The organism is Lysinibacillus odysseyi 34hs-1 = NBRC 100172, assembly GCF_001591965.1.
In the GTDB taxonomy this organism is placed as follows: domain Bacteria; phylum Bacillota; class Bacilli; order Bacillales_A; family Planococcaceae; genus Lysinibacillus_B; species Lysinibacillus_B odysseyi.
In genome coordinates, this window is sequence record NZ_BCVX01000015.1 from 67,521 (window position 1) to 85,435 (window position 17,915).

General features: G+C 42.8%; 17 protein-coding genes. 9 read left to right on the forward strand and 8 right to left on the reverse strand.

The window, feature by feature from the left end:
• Window positions 1-2: 2 nt before the first annotated feature.
• Entirely contained in the window at window positions 3-947 is a 945-nt protein-coding gene (locus BOD01S_RS20450) for a carbohydrate kinase family protein (RefSeq protein WP_036151503.1), read from the reverse strand.
• A 144-nt stretch (window positions 948-1,091) separates the two neighbouring features.
• Here BOD01S_RS20450 and BOD01S_RS20455 point away from each other — a divergent pair, with 144 nt between their 5' ends.
• From BOD01S_RS20455 to BOD01S_RS20485, 8 genes are all read left to right on the forward strand, one after another.
• On the forward strand, window positions 1,092-1,655 hold the full coding sequence (locus tag BOD01S_RS20455; RefSeq protein WP_036151501.1) for a GNAT family N-acetyltransferase: 564 nt from the start codon (window positions 1,092-1,094) through the stop codon (window positions 1,653-1,655).
• 26 nt (window positions 1,656-1,681) lie between these two features.
• The gene (locus BOD01S_RS23445) at window positions 1,682-1,819 is read left to right on the forward strand and encodes a hypothetical protein (protein WP_156117006.1); all 138 of its coding nucleotides are present in this window, start codon (window positions 1,682-1,684) and stop codon (window positions 1,817-1,819) included.
• Between the two features lie 100 nt (window positions 1,820-1,919).
• Entirely contained in the window at window positions 1,920-2,117 is a 198-nt protein-coding gene (locus tag BOD01S_RS20460; protein WP_036151498.1) for a phage holin family protein, read from the forward strand.
• Between the two features lie 236 nt (window positions 2,118-2,353).
• Window positions 2,354-3,433, forward strand: coding sequence for an extracellular solute-binding protein (locus BOD01S_RS20465; RefSeq protein WP_036151495.1), 1,080 nt, complete (start codon window positions 2,354-2,356; stop codon window positions 3,431-3,433).
• A 145-nt stretch (window positions 3,434-3,578) separates the two neighbouring features.
• Window positions 3,579-4,649 carry an ABC transporter ATP-binding protein gene (locus BOD01S_RS20470; RefSeq protein ID WP_036151617.1) on the forward strand — a complete coding sequence of 357 codons (1,071 nt, stop codon included), beginning with the start codon at window positions 3,579-3,581 and terminating at the stop codon, window positions 4,647-4,649.
• Window positions 4,650-4,661: 12 nt separating this feature from the next.
• A complete protein-coding gene (locus BOD01S_RS20475) occupies window positions 4,662-6,377 on the forward strand; it encodes an ABC transporter permease (protein ID WP_036151493.1) in 1,716 nt (571 codons plus the stop codon).
• 36 nt (window positions 6,378-6,413) lie between these two features.
• Window positions 6,414-7,934 (forward strand): argininosuccinate lyase, encoded by a 1,521-nt coding sequence (gene argH, locus BOD01S_RS20480; RefSeq protein ID WP_036151491.1) that lies wholly within the window; start codon window positions 6,414-6,416, stop codon window positions 7,932-7,934.
• On the forward strand, window positions 7,931-8,869 hold the full coding sequence (locus BOD01S_RS20485) for an N-acetylglucosamine kinase (protein WP_036151488.1): 939 nt from the start codon (window positions 7,931-7,933) through the stop codon (window positions 8,867-8,869). Before argH ends, BOD01S_RS20485 begins: the two co-directional genes overlap by 4 nt.
• Before the next feature lie 183 nt (window positions 8,870-9,052).
• On the opposite strand, the gene BOD01S_RS20490 is transcribed toward BOD01S_RS20485, so the two are convergent.
• The 7 genes from BOD01S_RS20490 to aceA all read right to left on the reverse strand — a co-directional run bounded on the left by BOD01S_RS20490 (window position 9,053) and on the right by aceA (window position 16,618).
• A complete protein-coding gene (locus BOD01S_RS20490) occupies window positions 9,053-10,303 on the reverse strand; it encodes a DUF5050 domain-containing protein (RefSeq protein WP_036151485.1) in 1,251 nt (416 codons plus the stop codon).
• 18 nt (window positions 10,304-10,321) lie between these two features.
• Window positions 10,322-10,582: a metal-sensitive transcriptional regulator gene (locus BOD01S_RS20495; protein ID WP_036151483.1), complete on the reverse strand. Its 261-nt coding sequence runs from the start codon at window positions 10,580-10,582 to the stop codon at window positions 10,322-10,324.
• 87 nt (window positions 10,583-10,669) lie between these two features.
• A complete protein-coding gene (locus tag BOD01S_RS20500; RefSeq protein WP_036151480.1) occupies window positions 10,670-11,074 on the reverse strand; it encodes a YkvA family protein in 405 nt (134 codons plus the stop codon).
• 112 nt (window positions 11,075-11,186) lie between these two features.
• Complete coding sequence (locus tag BOD01S_RS20505; protein WP_036151478.1) at window positions 11,187-11,900, reverse strand: glycosyltransferase; 714 nt, start codon at window positions 11,898-11,900, stop codon at window positions 11,187-11,189.
• 192 nt (window positions 11,901-12,092) lie between these two features.
• Complete coding sequence (locus BOD01S_RS20510) at window positions 12,093-13,271, reverse strand: pyridoxal-phosphate-dependent aminotransferase family protein (RefSeq protein ID WP_036151476.1); 1,179 nt, start codon at window positions 13,269-13,271, stop codon at window positions 12,093-12,095.
• Between the two features lie 337 nt (window positions 13,272-13,608).
• On the reverse strand, window positions 13,609-15,207 hold the full coding sequence (gene aceB / locus BOD01S_RS20520) for a malate synthase A (RefSeq protein WP_036151472.1): 1,599 nt from the start codon (window positions 15,205-15,207) through the stop codon (window positions 13,609-13,611).
• Between the two features lie 130 nt (window positions 15,208-15,337).
• The gene (gene aceA, locus BOD01S_RS20525) at window positions 15,338-16,618 is read right to left on the reverse strand and encodes an isocitrate lyase (RefSeq protein ID WP_036151470.1); all 1,281 of its coding nucleotides are present in this window, start codon (window positions 16,616-16,618) and stop codon (window positions 15,338-15,340) included.
• Between the two features lie 218 nt (window positions 16,619-16,836).
• Here aceA and BOD01S_RS20530 point away from each other — a divergent pair, with 218 nt between their 5' ends.
• Entirely contained in the window at window positions 16,837-17,508 is a 672-nt protein-coding gene (locus BOD01S_RS20530) for a LytTR family DNA-binding domain-containing protein (RefSeq protein ID WP_036151468.1), read from the forward strand.
• Window positions 17,509-17,915 lie beyond the last annotated feature (407 nt).

Here is a 17,915-nt window from a genome sequence, read left to right on the forward strand (position 1 = left end):
CCTTATACTAATGCTTTAATGTCTTCATAATGTGGTAAAGCTGTTAGCGCCCCTGGTTTTGTAGCTGCAATGGCTCCGAGCTTGTTGCCGAATGATACACACTCAAAAAGTGATGTATCTGTCAGAGGCATGCCGTTGTAGTGCACATAGCGCAGAACGCCTGCCATAAAGGCATCCCCTGCACCTGTTGTATCGACAGCAATGACCTTTTCTACTGGCACATGCATGACAACGCCGTTCAATACGGCATATGCCCCTTCTGCCCCTACAGTTATTAAAATCACAGGGATATTGAATGGCTTTAATATTTCCAATCCAGCCTCGATCGAATTCGTTTCTGTCAGGAACAGCAGCTCTTCATCTGTCAGCTTTAAAATATCAGCATCCTGGAAGAAGGAAGCAATCGTCTCGCGGCAATACTGTTCGCTGCTCCAGCGTAAGATACGGATGTTTGCGTCAATCGCAACGAGCGCACCTTGCTGTTTGGCCATCTCTACTGCTACACGTGTTGTTTCAAGAGCTGTTGGATGAAACATAGTGCCTGAACAGCAATTGAATACAGAGGCACGCTTGAACGCCTCTTTATTTAGCTGCTCCATCGTTACTTGCAGATCCGGCGCTTCATCAATATAATCTTTGAAAATGCGCTCGCCATTCTCTGTCAGGTGTACATAGACACCGCTTACACGCTTTTCCGGTACAAATACAGAGTAATCAAGGTTAACGCCTTCTTTTTTAATTTCCTGACGTACAAATTCAGATGTATCATCCTCACCTGTGATGGTAATTAATGCAGAAGGTGCACCGATTCGGCTAATTCCGGCTGCCACATTAATTGTAGCGCCGCCCAAAAACGTTGTGAATGATGTGTTAGTCGCATCATTCGCTATATAATCAACAAAAGCGTCTCCATAAACTAGTATGAATTCCTTATCTGATTGAGTCATCAGTTGTCTAACCTCCGAAGATGTTGTTCTATCTAGAGTACCATAAAAACAGAGCACTATGAAAAATTTAAACTTTTCTAACAGTAGCATCTCAAGCTGTTTGTTCAAAATTCTGTTACACTTTTAGAAGGGAGGTAATAAAATATGAATTTACTGGTAAGACAGGCATCTATGCTGGATGCAGAGGACATCGCCCCATTAATTTATGAGGCTATTGGTGATATTGCAGCGAGACTGACAGGAGCACAGGAGGATAAGGCAATTCTGGAGGGCTTAAAAGAGCTTATTCAAAGCGAAGACAACCGCCACTCTTATTTATATACATATGTGGCACACGAGGAAGAAAAAATTCTCGGAATGATTGTTTTATATGATGGGAAAACGGGGAAAGATCTTGATGGGCATTTAATGAAGAAGCTTCAGAAAAAGCATGGTTCTTCTTATCGGATCGATAAAGAAGCACATGATGAGGAGTATTATATCGATACAGTTTGTGTGGCACCGGATGCCCGTGGCCGTGGTATCGGCACACTACTTCTCCACTTTGCTGAGCAGCAGGCCAAAAAACTCGGCTATACAAAGCTGTCGTTAAATGTGGAAACAGAAAAAACAAAGGCACGCAGCCTTTACGAACGGGAAGGCTTTGTCGTGACAGAGCCATGGGAAATTATCGGTGAACCCTTTTATCATATGGTAAAAGAAGTATAGGCAATATCAAACGGTCTTTCTCCGTTTTGGCAGCCTTAAGTCTTATCACGCAGCAAGGACTTCGTGTTTGTGATAATGGTCACTTACTTGACCTGCCGGCTCTCTTCTCTTTCTTCTTTTATGCTTTTTTCGAGCAGCGACTTCAGATGCAGGCAAAGAAATAAGCAATCACATTCTTTCTCCGAAAATATGACAAATATCTCGGGAGGAAAATGAAGAACCTTTGTTTAATAGTAAAAACAATGAACTTGAGGGGGCAAGAAAATGGAGAGAAATGCAACGCTGTATATTTTAGCAGCTTGTGCAGGAGCCATGATCGGCTTTATACAAGTATTACATTATTGGGAATCGGATGTTATCATGTCGGTGATTTATTTATTATTGGGCAGTGCCTGTGCTTTTATCGGCATGGATAAGCTAAAGGCTGTCAAAAAACAAAAGGAACAACAAAAAACCGAATAATCAATATTTCTAACTTTACTGAGCACCCAGTAAAGTTATTTTTATGCCTAGAAAGTCATAGGCTGTAAAGAAGTTTTTCCACCTTTTCACATACTTTCTTTCTTAACTCCTGTCCTTTAGGTCTCATTGACTTTTTTCGTGAAAAAGAAATAAGATTAAATTATATTCCCAATTTTCAAACAAATGAAAAATCATTTGTTCATACATGATAAAAAATCACAAGGAGGCTGTTACGTATGAAAAGATGGGGATTACTTTCTTTATTACTCGTATTACTCCTGGTAATGTTGACTGCCTGCAATGACAAATCAGAGGATACAGGTAAAAAAGACGGAGATGACAAAACAGGCAAGGGCGAAAATCCATCCGGCAATCTTGTCATTTATACCGGGCGGGACGAAGGAATGGTCCAGGAAGTCATCGAAAAATTCAATGAGCGCTATCCTGATATCAAAGTAGAGTTCATGACAATGGGTGCACAGCAAATTTTGGAGCGTGCCCGGGGTGAAAAGGCAAATCCACAGGGCGATTTCTGGTGGGGAGGTACACAAGCAGCGATGATGGTGGCAGCCGAGGAAGATTTGCTGGAATCGTGGGAGCCGTCTTTTGCCTCAGCTATTGATGCCCAGCACCGCGATAGTGAAAACCGCTGGATCGGTGAGATGCTTCTACCAGAAGTAATTATGATCAACAGTGATGTGCTTTCACCAGAGGAAGGACCGCAGGATTGGGATGATCTGCTCGATCCGAAATGGAAGGATGAAATTTTAATTCGCGGTGTTCTTGCATCAGGGACGATGCGTACCATCTATTCCTCGATGATTTACCGCCAAGGAGCCGATACACCTGAAAAAGGCTATGAATGGCTGGCAAAGCTGGATACTAATACAAAGGAATACACACAGGATCCGAATGCTCTTTATTTGAAGCTGACTCGTCAAGAAGGAACACTTTCCCTTTGGAATCTGCAGGATATTTTATTGAAAAAGTTTACGACTGATTATCCATTCGACTATATCTATCCAAAGAGCGGTGCCCCGATTCTCGTGGACGGAGTCGGTATCATCGAAAATGCCAAAAATATGGAAAATGCGAAACTCTTTGTCGAGTTCCTGTTTGACAAGGAAGTAATGACAGATCTTGCCCATAATTACTATCAAATCCCGACACGTACGGATATCGACCTGGCCGCAATGCCTGATTGGTATCAGGAGCTTGATTTGAAAACATTCGACATCGACTGGCAGATCATGGCTGATAAAGAAGCGGAATGGATGGAATACTGGGATACAAATATTAAAGGTAAAGGCAAGTAGCTGCTGACAAAAGCGCAGCGCTTGACTTAACGGGGACACCCTCTTCTTCAAAATGAAATTTTATAGTTTCTTATTTTCTTAGAAAGGGTTGCTCCGTTACACGGTTCAGCCCTTTTCTCCTATCTATCAAAGGTGGTGCATAATGATGAAAAGTGTTCATATAGAAAATGTCACAAAGAAATTTGGAGATGTGCTAGGTGTTAGTGAATTGAATCTTGAAGTAAAGCCCGGCGAATTTTTTACCTTTTTAGGTCCGAGCGGTTGCGGCAAAACAACAACACTCCGTATGATTGCCGGCTTTTACTATCCTACTACAGGCAAGGTTTATTTTGATGGACAGGACGTCACAACCTTGCAGCCGAATAAACGGAATATCGGTATGGTGTTCCAAAATTATGCCCTGTTTCCCCACATGACGGTAGATGAAAATATTGCCTTTGGGCTGCAGGTGAGAAAGCTGCCAAAAGCAGAAATCCGGCAGAAGGTAGATCGAATCCGCGGGCTTGTGCACCTAGCACAGTACGGCAGCCGGAAAATCAATGAGCTTTCCGGCGGGCAGCAGCAGCGTGTTGCCTTGGCACGTGCACTCGTTATCGAGCCTGATATTCTGTTACTGGATGAACCCCTCTCCAACCTAGATGCCAAGCTTCGTGAAGAAACAAGGGTAGAGATCAAGCGTATCCAATCCGAGCTTGGTGTGACAACTATTTATGTCACGCACGACCAAACAGAGGCTATGTCGATGTCCGACCGGATTATGGTGATGGAGTCCGGACTCGTCAAGCAGATCGGCACGCCGCAGGAAATTTATCACAGGCCAAATAACCGTTTTGTGGCAACGTTTATCGGGGAGACCAATATGCTAGAGATGAAAGTAACATCTATCAAAGAAGAGGTAATAACTGTTGAACATGCAAATGGGCTTGTCCTTCACGGACTTTCGGGCGGGAAGGCTGATGGAGTTGCACCGCAAGTAGGTGGTACCATATATGTCTCTATCCGACCGGAAGCATTTGAAGCAGGACCCGGCGATAATACGATAAAGGGCACCATTGAATTTGTGGAGTTTACAGGGCTCAGCGTTAATTACCTAATCCGTGTAAATGGTACATCGTTAAAAGCAATGATTATTAACGGCGGCAGTGATATCAAGGCAATCGGCGATGACATCGAACTACATATCCCATCAAGGAATCTTTATTTCCTGGCTGAATAGGAGGCGACAAGGATGAAGCAACAAGTTGAATACCAAACAAGCTGGTGGTCACGTGCTCCCCGGTCACCTTATTTCGTCTATCTATTGATTTCACCTTTATTTCTTATTTTATTTGCCTATGTAGTCTATCCATTTTACTCTACATTTCTTCAAAGCTTTTCGGGTGATGATACTCTTGCTAACTACCGGAAATTTTTCAGTCTGGAGAGTACGGCTAACCTAGAAGCATTATGGAACAGTGTTTATATTTCCATCATCAGCGTCATCTGCTGTGCAGTTGTCGGAGTAACAATGGCATTCCTTTTGGAGCGGTATGAGTTCCCGGGACGCAGATTGCTGTCTGTCCTTGTACTGGTTCCGATGGCACTTCCTCCTCTTGTCGGTGTACTTTCCTTCACCTTTTTATACGGGGAAAGCGGTATCTTCCCCCGCTTCTTCCAGCAGCTATTCGCACTTGAGGAAGTGCCTTTTTCCTTAAAGGGCATTTGGGGTGTTGTCGTTGTGCACACATTTACAATGTACACATATTTTTATCTAACAGCGTCCGCCGCCATAAAAGGGCTTGATCCATCATTGGAGGAGGCAGCAACAAGCTTAGGAGCCGGACGAATCCGAGTTTGGAGAAAAGTCATTTTACCAATGCTGACACCGTCCATTGTTGCCTCTTCCCTGCTCGTTTTCATGGTATCGATGGCTTCTTATACTGCCCCGCTCATGTTCGGGGTGGAACGGACGATGACGATGCAGATTTATTTGGCGCGTACAAATGGGAATTTAGATATGGCAGCGACACAATCCACCATTTTATCGATTGTCTCTATTCTATTTTTACTAATCATGCGCTGGTATCAAAACCGGCGTAATTACCAAAATTTGAGCAAAGGAGTCAGCGTTCACCGTTCAGAAGTTACATCAAAACCGCTAAAAACTATTTCTATCTTTCTATCCTTTGTCGGGACATTGATTCTTATTCTACCAATATTGGTACTGATTCTTATCTCCTTTTCGAAAGATGGGGCTTGGACAATTCAGATTTTACCGACGGATTATACGCTGGATCATTATAAAGCACTATTTACAGACGAACGAACATGGCGGCCGATTTGGAATTCCATCCAGATGGGAGCTGTTGCGACAGTCGGCAACATTCTTTTTGGGGTCGCGGCTGCCTATGCAATGGTACGACTGAGTTTCAAGGGAAAATCACTGCTCGATACCCTTATTATGATTCCATGGGCACTGCCTGGAACGGTTGTCGCCGTCAACCTCATTGCCGCCTTCAGTACAGAAAGCCCGTTCGCCTTTAATCAAGTACTCATTGGAACGTTTTGGATTTTGCCGCTTGCCTATTTTGTCCGGCACTTGCCACTTGTATTCCGGTCTACCTCGGCTTCCTTGCTGCAGCTGGATCAATCCATTGAAGAGGCATCCCGCAGCTTAGGGGCAGGATGGTGGTACACATTTAAAAGAATTGTCCTGCCGTTGACCCTGTCCGGCATCATTGCTGGTACATTACTGGCGCTTGTTCAAAGTATAGGAGAATTTGTAGCGTCTATCTTACTATATAGCACAACAACGATTCCTTTATCGGTTGCTATATTTCAAAAGCTGTATGCATTTAAATTTGGTACGGCCTGTGCATACGGAGTGCTCCAAATACTGCTTATTTTACTTGTTTTGTTGATTTCTGAAAAACTGTCTAAAGGTTCGGCCGGTTCTGCCATATAATGATTTCACCAGCATTTAATGGAGGAAGATGAGGTTATGTTTTTTCAGGATTATAAAAATCATATTAATGAAGTAGAAGGTACCAATTTCCCGTCGAACAGCTATCGTCAAATGGTTCTGCAGCCCGCCTATAATGAGGCAAAGCAGCGGTTTTTAACATCTATGATACAGATTCATATTGCGCATCTAAAAATGCTGGAGGAGCAAAAGCTGGTAACAGCAGAGGATGCAAAGAAAATTGGCAAGGCACTGAAAAAGCTGGATTTGGAATATTTTAAAACCGGAGATTACAGTCCGCAATTTGAGGATTTGTTTTTCCGCATTGAAGATAAATTAATTGAGCTCGGTGGGGATATAGCGGGTAATTTGCATATCGCAAGAAGCAGAAATGATATGGGGATTGCCATTTATCGCATGACACTACGGAAAAAGCTTCTGTCCGTCATGGAGGAGCTCCTGCAGCTCCGAGCTTCCCTCATTGCCTTTGCCGAGGAGCACGTCGATACTATTATGATCGGCTATACCCATACACAGCAGGCACAGCCTACTACATTCGCCCATTATCTGAAGGCTGTGATCAATCAGCTGACACGTGATTTTCACCGCATGCAGGCTGCCTTCAGTACTATTAATAAAAGCAGTATGGGTGCTGCTGCTCTTACGACAACAGGATTCCGTATCAGCCGTGAGCGTATGCAGGAACTTCTTGCCTTTGATGGACTTATTGAAAATGCATGGGATGCTGTAGCGGGTGCTGATTATATCGCGGAAGCGGCCAGTGTCATCCAATTAGCAGCTCTTAATCTTGGGCGTACCTCTCAGGACTTCCTCTTATGGGCAACACAGGAGTTTAACACATTCCGTCTTGCAAGTCCTTACGTTCAAGTCAGCTCTATCATGCCTCAGAAGCGCAATCCGGTATCAATTGAGCATACCCGCTCTCTTCTCTCCTCGGTCGTAGGTGATACGGGAACCGTCCTGCAGATGATTCATAATACGCCATTTGGTGATATTGTCGATACGGAAGATGACATGCAGCCATTTTTATGGCGGGCAATGGATCGTCTTATCGGCATTTATAAGCTGTTTGGCAGTCTTGTCCTTACGATGAATGTCAATAAGGAAAGCTTACTGGAGCGGGCAAGGAACAGCTTTGCCAATGTAACGGAGCTGGCCGATACACTTGTCCGTTCCGAAAAAATTTCGTTCCGCCAGTCGCATAGCATTGTCAGTAAATGTGTCCGGACATTAATGGAATCCGGTGAAGAGTCTCTCGAAAAACTGACATGGGAAATCGCCAATGAAAAAGCGGTGGAGGTAACGAAAAAACCGCTTCATATTTCTAAAAAGGACTTTTACAATGCATTAAAGCCCGAATATTTTGTACAGGTACGGACATTGCTTGGAGGACCTGCTCCTGAAACAATGAGACGCTCCTTAAGAATTGCTGAAAGAGACTCCTCTACTTTACTAGAATGGGTGAAAGACAAGAAAGAGGCTATTATAGCAGCTGAACAAAGACTGGAAGCAATTTTACAAGGATGGGATACTAATTGAGAAAAATCCTATTAGCAGTCGATGGCGGCGCAACAAAAACAACGATGACCATCAGGACAGAAGATGGACGGGAGCTGTTTACCAAGACATCTACTGGATCAAATTATCAGGCAGTCGGACAGGGGCGTGTCATCGAGCTATTTGAAGCATTGCTGAACGATGCACAAAAAGCGGTTTCCATCCGTGAGATAACCGCTGCTGTGTTTGCAATAGCCGGTATGGATACGGATGAAGATGCCAAAGTCATTCGAAATCTAGTGGAGACCAGTCTCCAGCATTCAGCCCTTACCATCAAAAAGCTCGTCATCGAAAATGATGTAGAAGCGGCACTGCTGGGGTTAGCACAAAGACAGCCTGCCTCCCTCCTCATTTCAGGAACAGGATCAGTATGCTTCAGCTATGATGGGGAGAAAGTGGTTCGTACTGGCGGCTGGGGGCATCGGGCAGGGGATGAAGGAAGCGGATATTGGATTGGAAGGCAAATAGCAAAGGCTATCTTCCGTGCTGCAGATGGTCGTACTGCACCAACCAAACTGACTGAACTTGTTCTTCAAGCAAATGATTTAGACGGTATAGATTCCCTGATGAACTGGCTGTATAGGGCAGACTATACAAATGCCCGGCTCGCCTGCCTCAGCACCTATCTTCAGGAGGCAGTAGAACAAGGGGATGAAGCTGCTAGAGAGATTGCGGAAAAGGCTGCTGAAGAGCTTGCCTTGCTTGCAACAGCAGCCTTACAAAAAATAAGGTATAGTGGAGAAACGCATCCATTTTATATAAACGGCGGTGTCTTGAAAAATACTCCTGTTATTTATGATTTATTTACAAGTAAATTGGCGAAAGCCTTCCCGTCAGTTCAATTCAAGCTTTGCGAGGAAAAGCCCATTGAATATATTGTAAAACGGGTCACACATATTTCTCAGACTGATAAATAAGTGAAGCTGACAGTCACCGAAAGTAATGAAAAATATAAGTAACTAGTCAATACAAAAACAGAGCCGTGTAGAAAGTTTTACTTTCTACACGGCTCTTTTACTACATATTCACTAAAACAGCGTAGCTTTTTCATCGTCCGAAATGCAGCCTTCTTGTTTTAAAAGTTCGTCTCAAAAAACTTTTCAGATGTTACCTTCAATTGCGACTTTTTTAGCTCCGCTTTCCGCCGTAAAATAAACATAATCCCCTTCAATGAACAGGTCTTTTACTTCTTCTTTAAAAAGGGTTGTGAGCTCTGTACCATCCATCCGGATTTTTGATAAATAGGCTCCTTTTGAATAGTTGCTGAAATATAGCCAATCCCCTGCGCCTACAATATAAAGAGCCCGGACATCTGCTACTTTCGTCATTTTACCAGTCGTCTTATTCAGCTTATAAAGCTTGTTTTCATCTTCAGAATGGCTGAAATAAATATCGTCCCCAAATTCATAGCTATCTTGTACGACATGCATGAAGCTGTATGTGGAGCTTTCGGCTTTTGGATAAGCTGCTGCCTCCCATGAATGGTCCACTCTCATATCACGATCATTCAAAAGGAAGTAATCATAGCGAACACCATTCCCGCGGTCAGGAACAGGGTCATTCCATGTCGTATCGAGATGATACCATTCTCCATCTACCTTCACCAGATTCCATGCATGCCCCCCTGTATAGACCTCCCCTACCACATACATTGATTCCATTCCCAGGGCCTCCAGTAATTTCTGAGCAAATAATGCATAGCCCTGGCACACTCCTTTTCCTTCATAGGCAACGGCATAGGCGCTATGGGAACTGGCAATGGATTCCTCGCTATATTCGGTATTCTTGACAATATAGTCATTTACAAATTTCACTTTTTCAAAATCTGTCATTTCCTCCGGTTGGGCTGTAGAGACAATCGAATCTACCATAGATTCTACTGCCTTTTCCTGTTGGAGATTTGTCAGGTAGCTTTGCTTCACTCGAATAGTTGCCTTTGTTTTACTGTATTCATATTCCATTTCGCGATTTGACAAATGCCCCGCAATATACGTGTCACGCTGAGCTGCTTCTTCTGTAGCTTTTGTCAACAGACGCTCGATTTCCGCCGTACTCCCTCGATATTCGATTGTAAATTCTGTATCCAGTCTGCTGAAATGATAAAAAAATGCTTCTGCCAATTGTTCCACATTTTCTACTTTTGCTGGTTTGGTTGCTTGTGCGATTTGTTCTGTCTGATTTGCTGTCTCTATAAGCTGTTGATCTGATGTACGTTCTGCTTTGATAGGCTCAGCCGTCTCTACGGTAACGTTTTCAGCTGGGACACGGTCAGTCAAAAATTTTGATGCTTCATCATACACCGGCTTGGCAAACACAACTAAAATAACTAGAAACGTTATTCGCTTTAACATACATCTCTCCCCAATCTATTAACGGCTCTTTACAACAAGGTTGACCGCCTCTTTAATCATTTCGTCCACCCTGCCTTCAATCCCTTCTGCATTACGCACACATTCTACTAAATTTTCGCTGACGATAACACCGATTGTGCGGTCTACTGCTGAGCGCACTGCTGATAATTGCGTCACAACATCCTTACAATCCTTTCCATCTTCCATCATTTTTAGAACACCACGCAGCTGTCCTTCTATTCTTTTCACACGGTTTTTTACCGGATCTGTATATTCCATATTTTTTATCCCTTTCTCGCCTTTTCTTTTACGATACCGTATTTTTTATCTAAATAAAAAGATTCCGCTTTTCCGCGGAATCTTGTCCTATTCTACACTTTCAGCTTCTAACTCATTATAATTATAACGATCGCCCAATGTTTTCTTCAGTAATGTATGGGCTTCTTCCTTCATTTCATCATCAATGCTCATAAATACCTTTGTTAGCGCAGCCGTCATGACGACTACATCATCTGATAACCCCACAACTGGCAGGAGGTCAGCTACTACATCAAAAGGGAAAATAAAATAACCGAGCGCCCCTAGAATAATCATTTTATTGGCCTTTGACATATTCGGACTTTTTAGTGCTGTATATAATGTTGCCGCCGCATGCAAGCCTTTATAGCCCATTTTCGTTCCATACTTTTTTACTGTGTGAAAAAATCCTTCGTCTGAAAAGTGTTTTTCCTTACCTGCAATCATTTGCTCCATTGATTGTTTGTCGTCCATGCAAATGCCTCCTAAGTAAAAAAATAAGTACTACAGTTTATTCATTCCCTGCAAGGATGATTGGTAACCCTGTAGCACTCAATAATATGTACGTTGCATATGAGAAAAGGTTTCATCGCTTTGTCGATTTACTCGTTAAAAAAGTTTTCCATACTTGCTGCACCATTTCTTTAGCACCAATGAGTTCATCGTAGTGAATAATAGAGTTCTTTCTTACTCTGGCTTCCCCAATCGGAATTTCATAAATCGGAACTGCTCTTTGAATAGCCTGCACAAGCATATTGATATCAAAGTCAGCCTGCTCCCCGTCTACTTTATGCACCCAAAATAATTCACGCTTCGGAATATACCGAAGGCCGCTCTGTATATCAAGCAGGCGATGATGAAACAATACTTCAAACAGCATAGAAGCCGCACGATTCCCTAAAAAGCTTAGCACCGGTATTTCCCTTGTTCGAAATTGACGCACTCCCAGCACAATGCCATCGGAAAAAAGCTTGGCTGATTCAAGCATGAGCTTCACATCTTCAAACGTATGTTGTCCATGCGCCCCTACTATAAGTAAGCCCTCTATCTTTTTTCCATGTTTGATAATATATTCAGAGCCTGTTTTTAGTGCACGGCCCTTTCCCATATTTCGCTCATGCTCGATTACAATACAATGCGGCTGTTGTTTTAACTCCTCAAAGATGGAGGCATATTTCTCATCGCTCCCATCATTAATAATAAGGATTTTCCTAACCGTTGTTGACCGCAGCTGTTCGACAAGCAGTAAGAGCGACTGCAGAGGGTTTAGAGCTGGTATAAGTACGATAATATCTCCCATGCAGCATTCTTCCTTTCAAGAATTGACATACACCTATTCTAACTCAAAAATTCAATTGTATGGCATAAAGCATACCGGCTTTTAAGGAATGGAATATGTAGGAGGAAGAGGCAGCCGGATTTGCTTATCTGGCTGCCCCTTTATAAACTGAGGTTCCTCTTTTACACGCATGGAAGCACAGCAAATTCGCTTTTACAAAGCCGCTTTGCTCTCTTTGAGTGTTTCATTGAATACTTTTACAGCTTCCTGTATATCTGCGTTTACCCCTTGTTCTTGCAATGCTTCCCCGATGATCATAATCGCTTCAGCCAGTTGTTCTTCTTTTGTATTTCCCATATGGCCAATACGGAATGCCTTTCCTGCTAGATGTGCTAAAGAACCAGCTACAATAATGCCTCTTGCCGCCAGACTGCCTCTAAATTTCGCATCGTCTATACCTTCCGGGTAGAGAATACAGCTCAATGTAGGAGCGGCAACTGTTTCATCAGCAAGTGGCATCATCCCGTATGTGCGAAGGGCTGCACGTACCGACCGGCCATACGATAGATGACGCTGCTCACGTCTTTCCATTCCTTCAGCCAGGACCATCTCAAGCGCTTTATCATAAGCATAAATAAGATTTACAGGAGGCGTTGCAAAATAGCTTGCCGGATTTTCCATAATCGGGCGCCAGTTTTTAATATCCGCATAATATGCCCGTACCTTCCCAAGAGCTTCTCTTGCAGCAAGTGCCTGCTGGCTAAACGCTATAATGGCTAGGCCCGGTGGTACCCCGATAGCTTTCTGCGAACCTGTCAAGACAATATCAATTTTATATTTTTCATTTCCTCCATAAGCTTTGCCCATATCCTCCTGCAAAGCAGCTGTCGCCACAACACCATCTACGATTGCTAAAGCTCCTGCTTCCTTAATAAGGGGGATTAATGCTTCTAAATCCGCAGCTACCCCTGTTGAAGTATCTGCATGTGTCACAGTGACTGCCTTATAACCACCTGTTGCCAGCTTCTCTTTTACAGCAGCTATATCTGCTCGTCTACCCCACTCTGCCTGTAATACATCTACTTCAATACCAAACGCTTCACCCAGCGGAATAAAACGGTCACCAAAGTAGCCATGGCTGATGACAAGCAGCTTCTCTCCTTCTGCTACTGTATTAACGATGGCCATTTCCATTGCTAATGTTCCAGAGCCAGCTATGATAAATACTTCTCCGTCAGTATTAAACAATTTCTTCGTGTTTTCAATCGCTCTCTTATAGATGGCAACAAAGCGTGGATCTGTATGACCGCGTGTCTCCATAGCTAATGCCTCATAAATTTCATCAGCCACTGGTGTTGGTCCCGGTACGAGTAAAATCTCTTTATTTTTCATTCCCTCTCCTCCTTGAACTATACTTTCCTGCTAGTCCCATACTATTATTATCTGAAAATTTTTTCAATAGAACTTTTCCTATATTCCCCAGTATAGTCATTATAAAAAAATGCCTTCCCAGCCCCATCACGACCAGAAAGACATTTTTCCCCCTTTATATAAGAACCTACGATGATTCTTCTATAATAGACCCCTTGTTTGAACGCTATATACACTATGTTATGGGAGGCAAAGCCCATATTCAAAATCCACCCCTGCCCAACTCCGTGAAAATTGGAGCAGGAGCTTCCTTGACGAACTTATAATAGTAGAGTTTTCATGTCTAACGAACAATTAATCAGCTGATTTTTGTATATCCAGGGAGTGTTAAGAACTCCACGAATTCATCCTGCTCAATTAAAGTTTTGAATAGCTCAGTCGCTTCAGCATAACGACCGCTTTCATAAGCCTGTTCCCCAACAGCTTCTTTAATTTTTGCAAGCTCTTCTTCCAGCACTTGAAGCACTAGCTCCATCGTTACTTTGCGTCCATCCTCAAGGATTCCCTTTGGATGGCGGATCCATTGCCATACCTGTGTCCGGGAGATTTCTGCTGTGGCAGCATCCTCCATTAAGTTATGAATTGGCGCTGCTCCTTGACCGCGTAACCACGATGCAATATATTGAACCCCAACATTTAAATTCACCCGAAGACCGTCTTCTGTAATTGTCCCTTCCGGAATAGCCAGCAGGTCATCCGCTGTTACAGAAACATCCTCACGTTTCTTGTCAATTTGGTTTGGTGTCTTCATAATGGCATCAAATTGCTCCATAGCAGTCTGGACCATACCAGGATGCGCTACCCATGTTCCATCATGACCATCAGTTGCTTCACGGCGTTTGTCTTCCGCCACTTTTGCGAATGCTGCAGCGTTTGCTTCATCATCCCCTTTCACAGGGATTTGAGCAGCCATACCGCCCATTGCCGGTGCATTGCGTTTATGACATGTTTGAACACATAATTGTGTATAGGCACGCATGAATGGAACCGTCATCGTCACTTGGCCCCGATCCGGCAGTACAACTTCCGGCTGGTTTCGCAAGCGTTTGATAAAGCTAAAGATATAATCCCAGCGTCCACAGTTCAACCCTTTTGAATGCTCACGAAGTTCGTATAAAATTTCGTTCATTTCAAACGCCGCCGTGACCGTTTCGATTAACACTGTTGCTTTAATCGTTCCTTGTGGAATACCAATATAATCCTGTGCGAATACAAATACTTCATTCCACCAGCGGGCCTCTAAATGACTTTCCAGTTTAGGCAAGTAGAAGTAAGGACCTGTTCCACGGGCAATAGCTTCTTTTGCGTTATGAAAGAAGTATAAGCCAAAGTCAAATAGACTACCCGACATCACTTCGTCATTTACCGTTACATTTTTTTCTATCATATGCAATCCACGAGGACGTACTAGTAATACGGCTGTCTCTTCGTTGAGCTTATATTCCTTGCCATTGGCCGGATTTGTGTAAGCAATGTTACGGCGAACTGCATCGTATAAATTCACTTGCCCGCTGATCATGTTTTCCCATGTTGGTGAAGAGGCATCTTCAAAACATGCCATGAACATTTTTGCGCCGGAATTTAATGCATTGATGACCATCTTTCGATCAACAGGCCCTGTAATTTCAACTCGGCGGTCCTGTAAATCTTCCGGAAGCGGCGCAATTGTCCAATCCCCTTCACGGATATGCTTTGTCTCTGGCAAAAAATCGAGCTTCTCTCCGGCATCTAAACGCTTTTGGCGTTCTGCACGGAATTTAAGCAACTCTTTGCGCCGGTCATTAAACTTTTCGTGAAGCTGTGTTAAAAACTCGATTGCTTCAGGTGTAAGCACCTGTTCTACTTGTGGTGTGATTTCCCCAACGATTTTCAGCTTACCTGTTGTGGCTTGACTCATACTCCAAATCCCCTACCTTTGTGTATGTTGATACATATCTGCACTCATAGAGTGAATGCAGGTATGCAGTATTAAATTAGTATTTGTCTTTTCTCCTGTTGTATGACGAGAGATGCCCGGAAAGATGATATTATACAAATTGTTCTGTTTCAGTAGAACCCGCCATCGCTGTTGTTGAAGAAGTACCGCCCGAAATAACTTGTGATACTTCGTCAAAGTAACCAGTACCTACTTCACGTTGGTGACGAGTAGCTGTATAGCCTTTTTCTTCAAGCGCAAATTCTGCTTGCTGTAATTTTGAATAAGCAGCCATACCATTGTCTTTGTACTCTACAGCTAATTCGAACATTGCTTTATTTAAGCTGTGGAAACCAGCTAATGTAACAAATTGGAATTTGTATCCTAATTTCCCTAGTTCACGTTGATATTCTGCAATTTCTTCTTCTGAAAGATTTGCTTTCCAGTTGAATGACGGTGAGCAGTTATAAGCAAGCATTTTACCTGGGAATTTCTCATGAATTGCTGCAGCAAATTCACGTGCTTCTTCAAGAGAAGGCTTTGAAGTTTCACACCAGATTAAATCTGCGTATGGTGCATATGCTAAACCACGAGCGATTGCCTGTTTAATTCCAGGCTTTGTACGGAAGAAGCCTTCCGGTGTACGTTCACCAGTAATGAACTCTGCATCGCGCGGGTCAATATCTGAAGTTACCATATCAGCTGCATCTGCGTCTGTACGAGCGATTAAAATTGTGTCTACGCCCATTACATCTGCTGCAAGGCGAGCTGAAATTAAGTTACGTACTGCATTTTGAGTTGGAAGTAATACTTTACCACCTAAATGACCGCACTTTTTCTCAGAAGCTAATTGGTCTTCTAAGTGAACACCTGCTGCGCCTGCTTCAATCATTCCTTTTACAAGCTCAAATACGTTTAGTGGTCCACCAAATCCTGCCTCTGCATCAGCCACAATCGGTGCAAACCAATCAAAACCTTCGCGTCCTTCTGCTTGATCGATTTGGTCAGCACGTTGAAGCGCCTGGTTAATTCTTTTTACTACTGCGGGTACAGAGTTAGCTGGATATAAAGATTGGTCAGGATACATATTACCAGAAAGGTTAGCATCTGCAGCTACTTGCCAGCCCGATAGATAGATAGCTTTTAAGCCTGCTTTCACTTGCTGTACTGCCTGATTACCAGTTAACGCACCTAGTGCATTGATAAACGGCTCCTCATGCAAAGAATTCCATAGACGGGCTGCACCGCGTTTTGCTAATGTTTGTTCCACTACAACTGATCCTTGTAACTTAACTACTTCCTCAGCTGAATATGAGCGTTCAATGCCTTTCCATCTTGGATTTTCAGCCCAATCCTTTTTAATTGTTTCAATTTTTTCTTGTCGTGTTGACATGATAAATTTCCACCTTCCCATTTGTAGTAAATAGAAATTCTGTTAGGAAAATAACTGCACCACTGTTCCATAACAGAACAACTTGTTGTAAATTAATATATAACAGTATGATTTAATTTTCACTAATTTTGGATAAAATGTTAGAATATTAAGACGAAATATGGTTTATGAAGGATGAAATGTGAAAAAACAGTTAACACAGGGGAGGATACATAAAAATGATATCGGATAATTTCAATATTGAAGAAGGAATCCTTGAGCAGTACAAAGCTATATTAGAAGATTGGATTCCAGAGGAAGCCTCTATCGCCATAGCAGTAAAAGATACATTTGTTTACTTCAGATCCGGCCACCATAAAGTTTCCTTAAAGATAGGGTCTCCAGTACCTCCTAACAGCGTGGCCTATAAAGTATTGCAGACAAACAGAAAAGTTGATGCTCTCATGGACAGCTCTTTATTTGAAACACCTTATTATGCAGCTGGTTATCCTATCTCGATAAATGGGATACGAGGAGCCCTTATCATTGTGCTACCTCCTTGCTTTAAGACAAGTACACCTAGCAGCTATCGATTCCTAACAGGAAAGCAAAATGAAGAATGGAGCCCCATTCCCATTGAACAAATATCTCATATTGAGAGTCTTCATAAAAAAACATGGTTTTATAGACAAGGGGAACAATATAAAACGACTGTCACATTAAAGGAACTTCAAATACGACTGCCGGATATTTTTGTACGTATTCATAGATCTTACATCATTAATATTTATTTCATTCAACGCATTTATAGGGATATTACCTCTAATTTCATTATCAAATTGAAGGATGGGACTGAGTTACCAATCAGCCAATCCTATCTGAACGAAATTAGAAATAAACTAGAGTTTTAGTAAAAAAGAAAAGGAGTGAAGAAAGTTATTTTCCTCCTGTCTTCTTCCTTACAAATAAAAAAACCTAATCTTATATGGATTAGGTTCTTTTACGATGCGATATCCTACTCTCACAGGGAGCACCCCAACTATCATCGCAGATCTCTCGCAGCAAGATGACCGGCGAAAGACCATGTCATCCACGCTCGCTCTTTCCGTTACGTACAGAGTACGCTCCTTCTTTCGCTCCCTTGTTTCCTTGTCCTTCTTGGTGGTCCTTGCACTGCTCGGAGATGTCGTATCGTATATTTTGAGTTCCTTAGATAAAATGAAGACTTCGTTTTATGCGCCGGGCTCACCTTCGGTGTTTGGCTGTTGCAGCTTTTTTGGCAATAAAAAAACTCAACCTCTACAGGTTGAGTCTGATT

Bases quoted from the DNA above. Each gene is read 5' to 3' on its own strand.
- BOD01S_RS20450 (WP_036151503.1), bottom strand. From the start codon at position 947: ATGACTCAATCAGATAAGGAATTCATACTAGTTTATGGAGACGCTTTT.
- BOD01S_RS20455 (WP_036151501.1), top strand. From the start codon at position 1,092: ATGAATTTACTGGTAAGACAGGCATCTATGCTGGATGCAGAGGACATC.
- BOD01S_RS20460 (WP_036151498.1), top strand. From the start codon at position 1,920: ATGGAGAGAAATGCAACGCTGTATATTTTAGCAGCTTGTGCAGGAGCC.
- BOD01S_RS20465 (WP_036151495.1), top strand. From the start codon at position 2,354: ATGAAAAGATGGGGATTACTTTCTTTATTACTCGTATTACTCCTGGTA.
- BOD01S_RS20470 (WP_036151617.1), top strand. From the start codon at position 3,579: ATGAAAAGTGTTCATATAGAAAATGTCACAAAGAAATTTGGAGATGTG.
- BOD01S_RS20475 (WP_036151493.1), top strand. From the start codon at position 4,662: ATGAAGCAACAAGTTGAATACCAAACAAGCTGGTGGTCACGTGCTCCC.
- argH (WP_036151491.1), top strand. From the start codon at position 6,414: ATGTTTTTTCAGGATTATAAAAATCATATTAATGAAGTAGAAGGTACC.
- BOD01S_RS20490 (WP_036151485.1), bottom strand. From the start codon at position 10,303: ATGTTAAAGCGAATAACGTTTCTAGTTATTTTAGTTGTGTTTGCCAAG.
- BOD01S_RS20495 (WP_036151483.1), bottom strand. From the start codon at position 10,582: ATGGAATATACAGATCCGGTAAAAAACCGTGTGAAAAGAATAGAAGGA.
- BOD01S_RS20500 (WP_036151480.1), bottom strand. From the start codon at position 11,074: ATGGACGACAAACAATCAATGGAGCAAATGATTGCAGGTAAGGAAAAA.
- BOD01S_RS20505 (WP_036151478.1), bottom strand. From the start codon at position 11,900: ATGGGAGATATTATCGTACTTATACCAGCTCTAAACCCTCTGCAGTCG.
- BOD01S_RS20510 (WP_036151476.1), bottom strand. From the start codon at position 13,271: ATGAAAAATAAAGAGATTTTACTCGTACCGGGACCAACACCAGTGGCT.
- aceB (WP_036151472.1), bottom strand. From the start codon at position 15,207: ATGAGTCAAGCCACAACAGGTAAGCTGAAAATCGTTGGGGAAATCACA.
- aceA (WP_036151470.1), bottom strand. From the start codon at position 16,618: ATGTCAACACGACAAGAAAAAATTGAAACAATTAAAAAGGATTGGGCT.
- BOD01S_RS20530 (WP_036151468.1), top strand. From the start codon at position 16,837: ATGATATCGGATAATTTCAATATTGAAGAAGGAATCCTTGAGCAGTAC.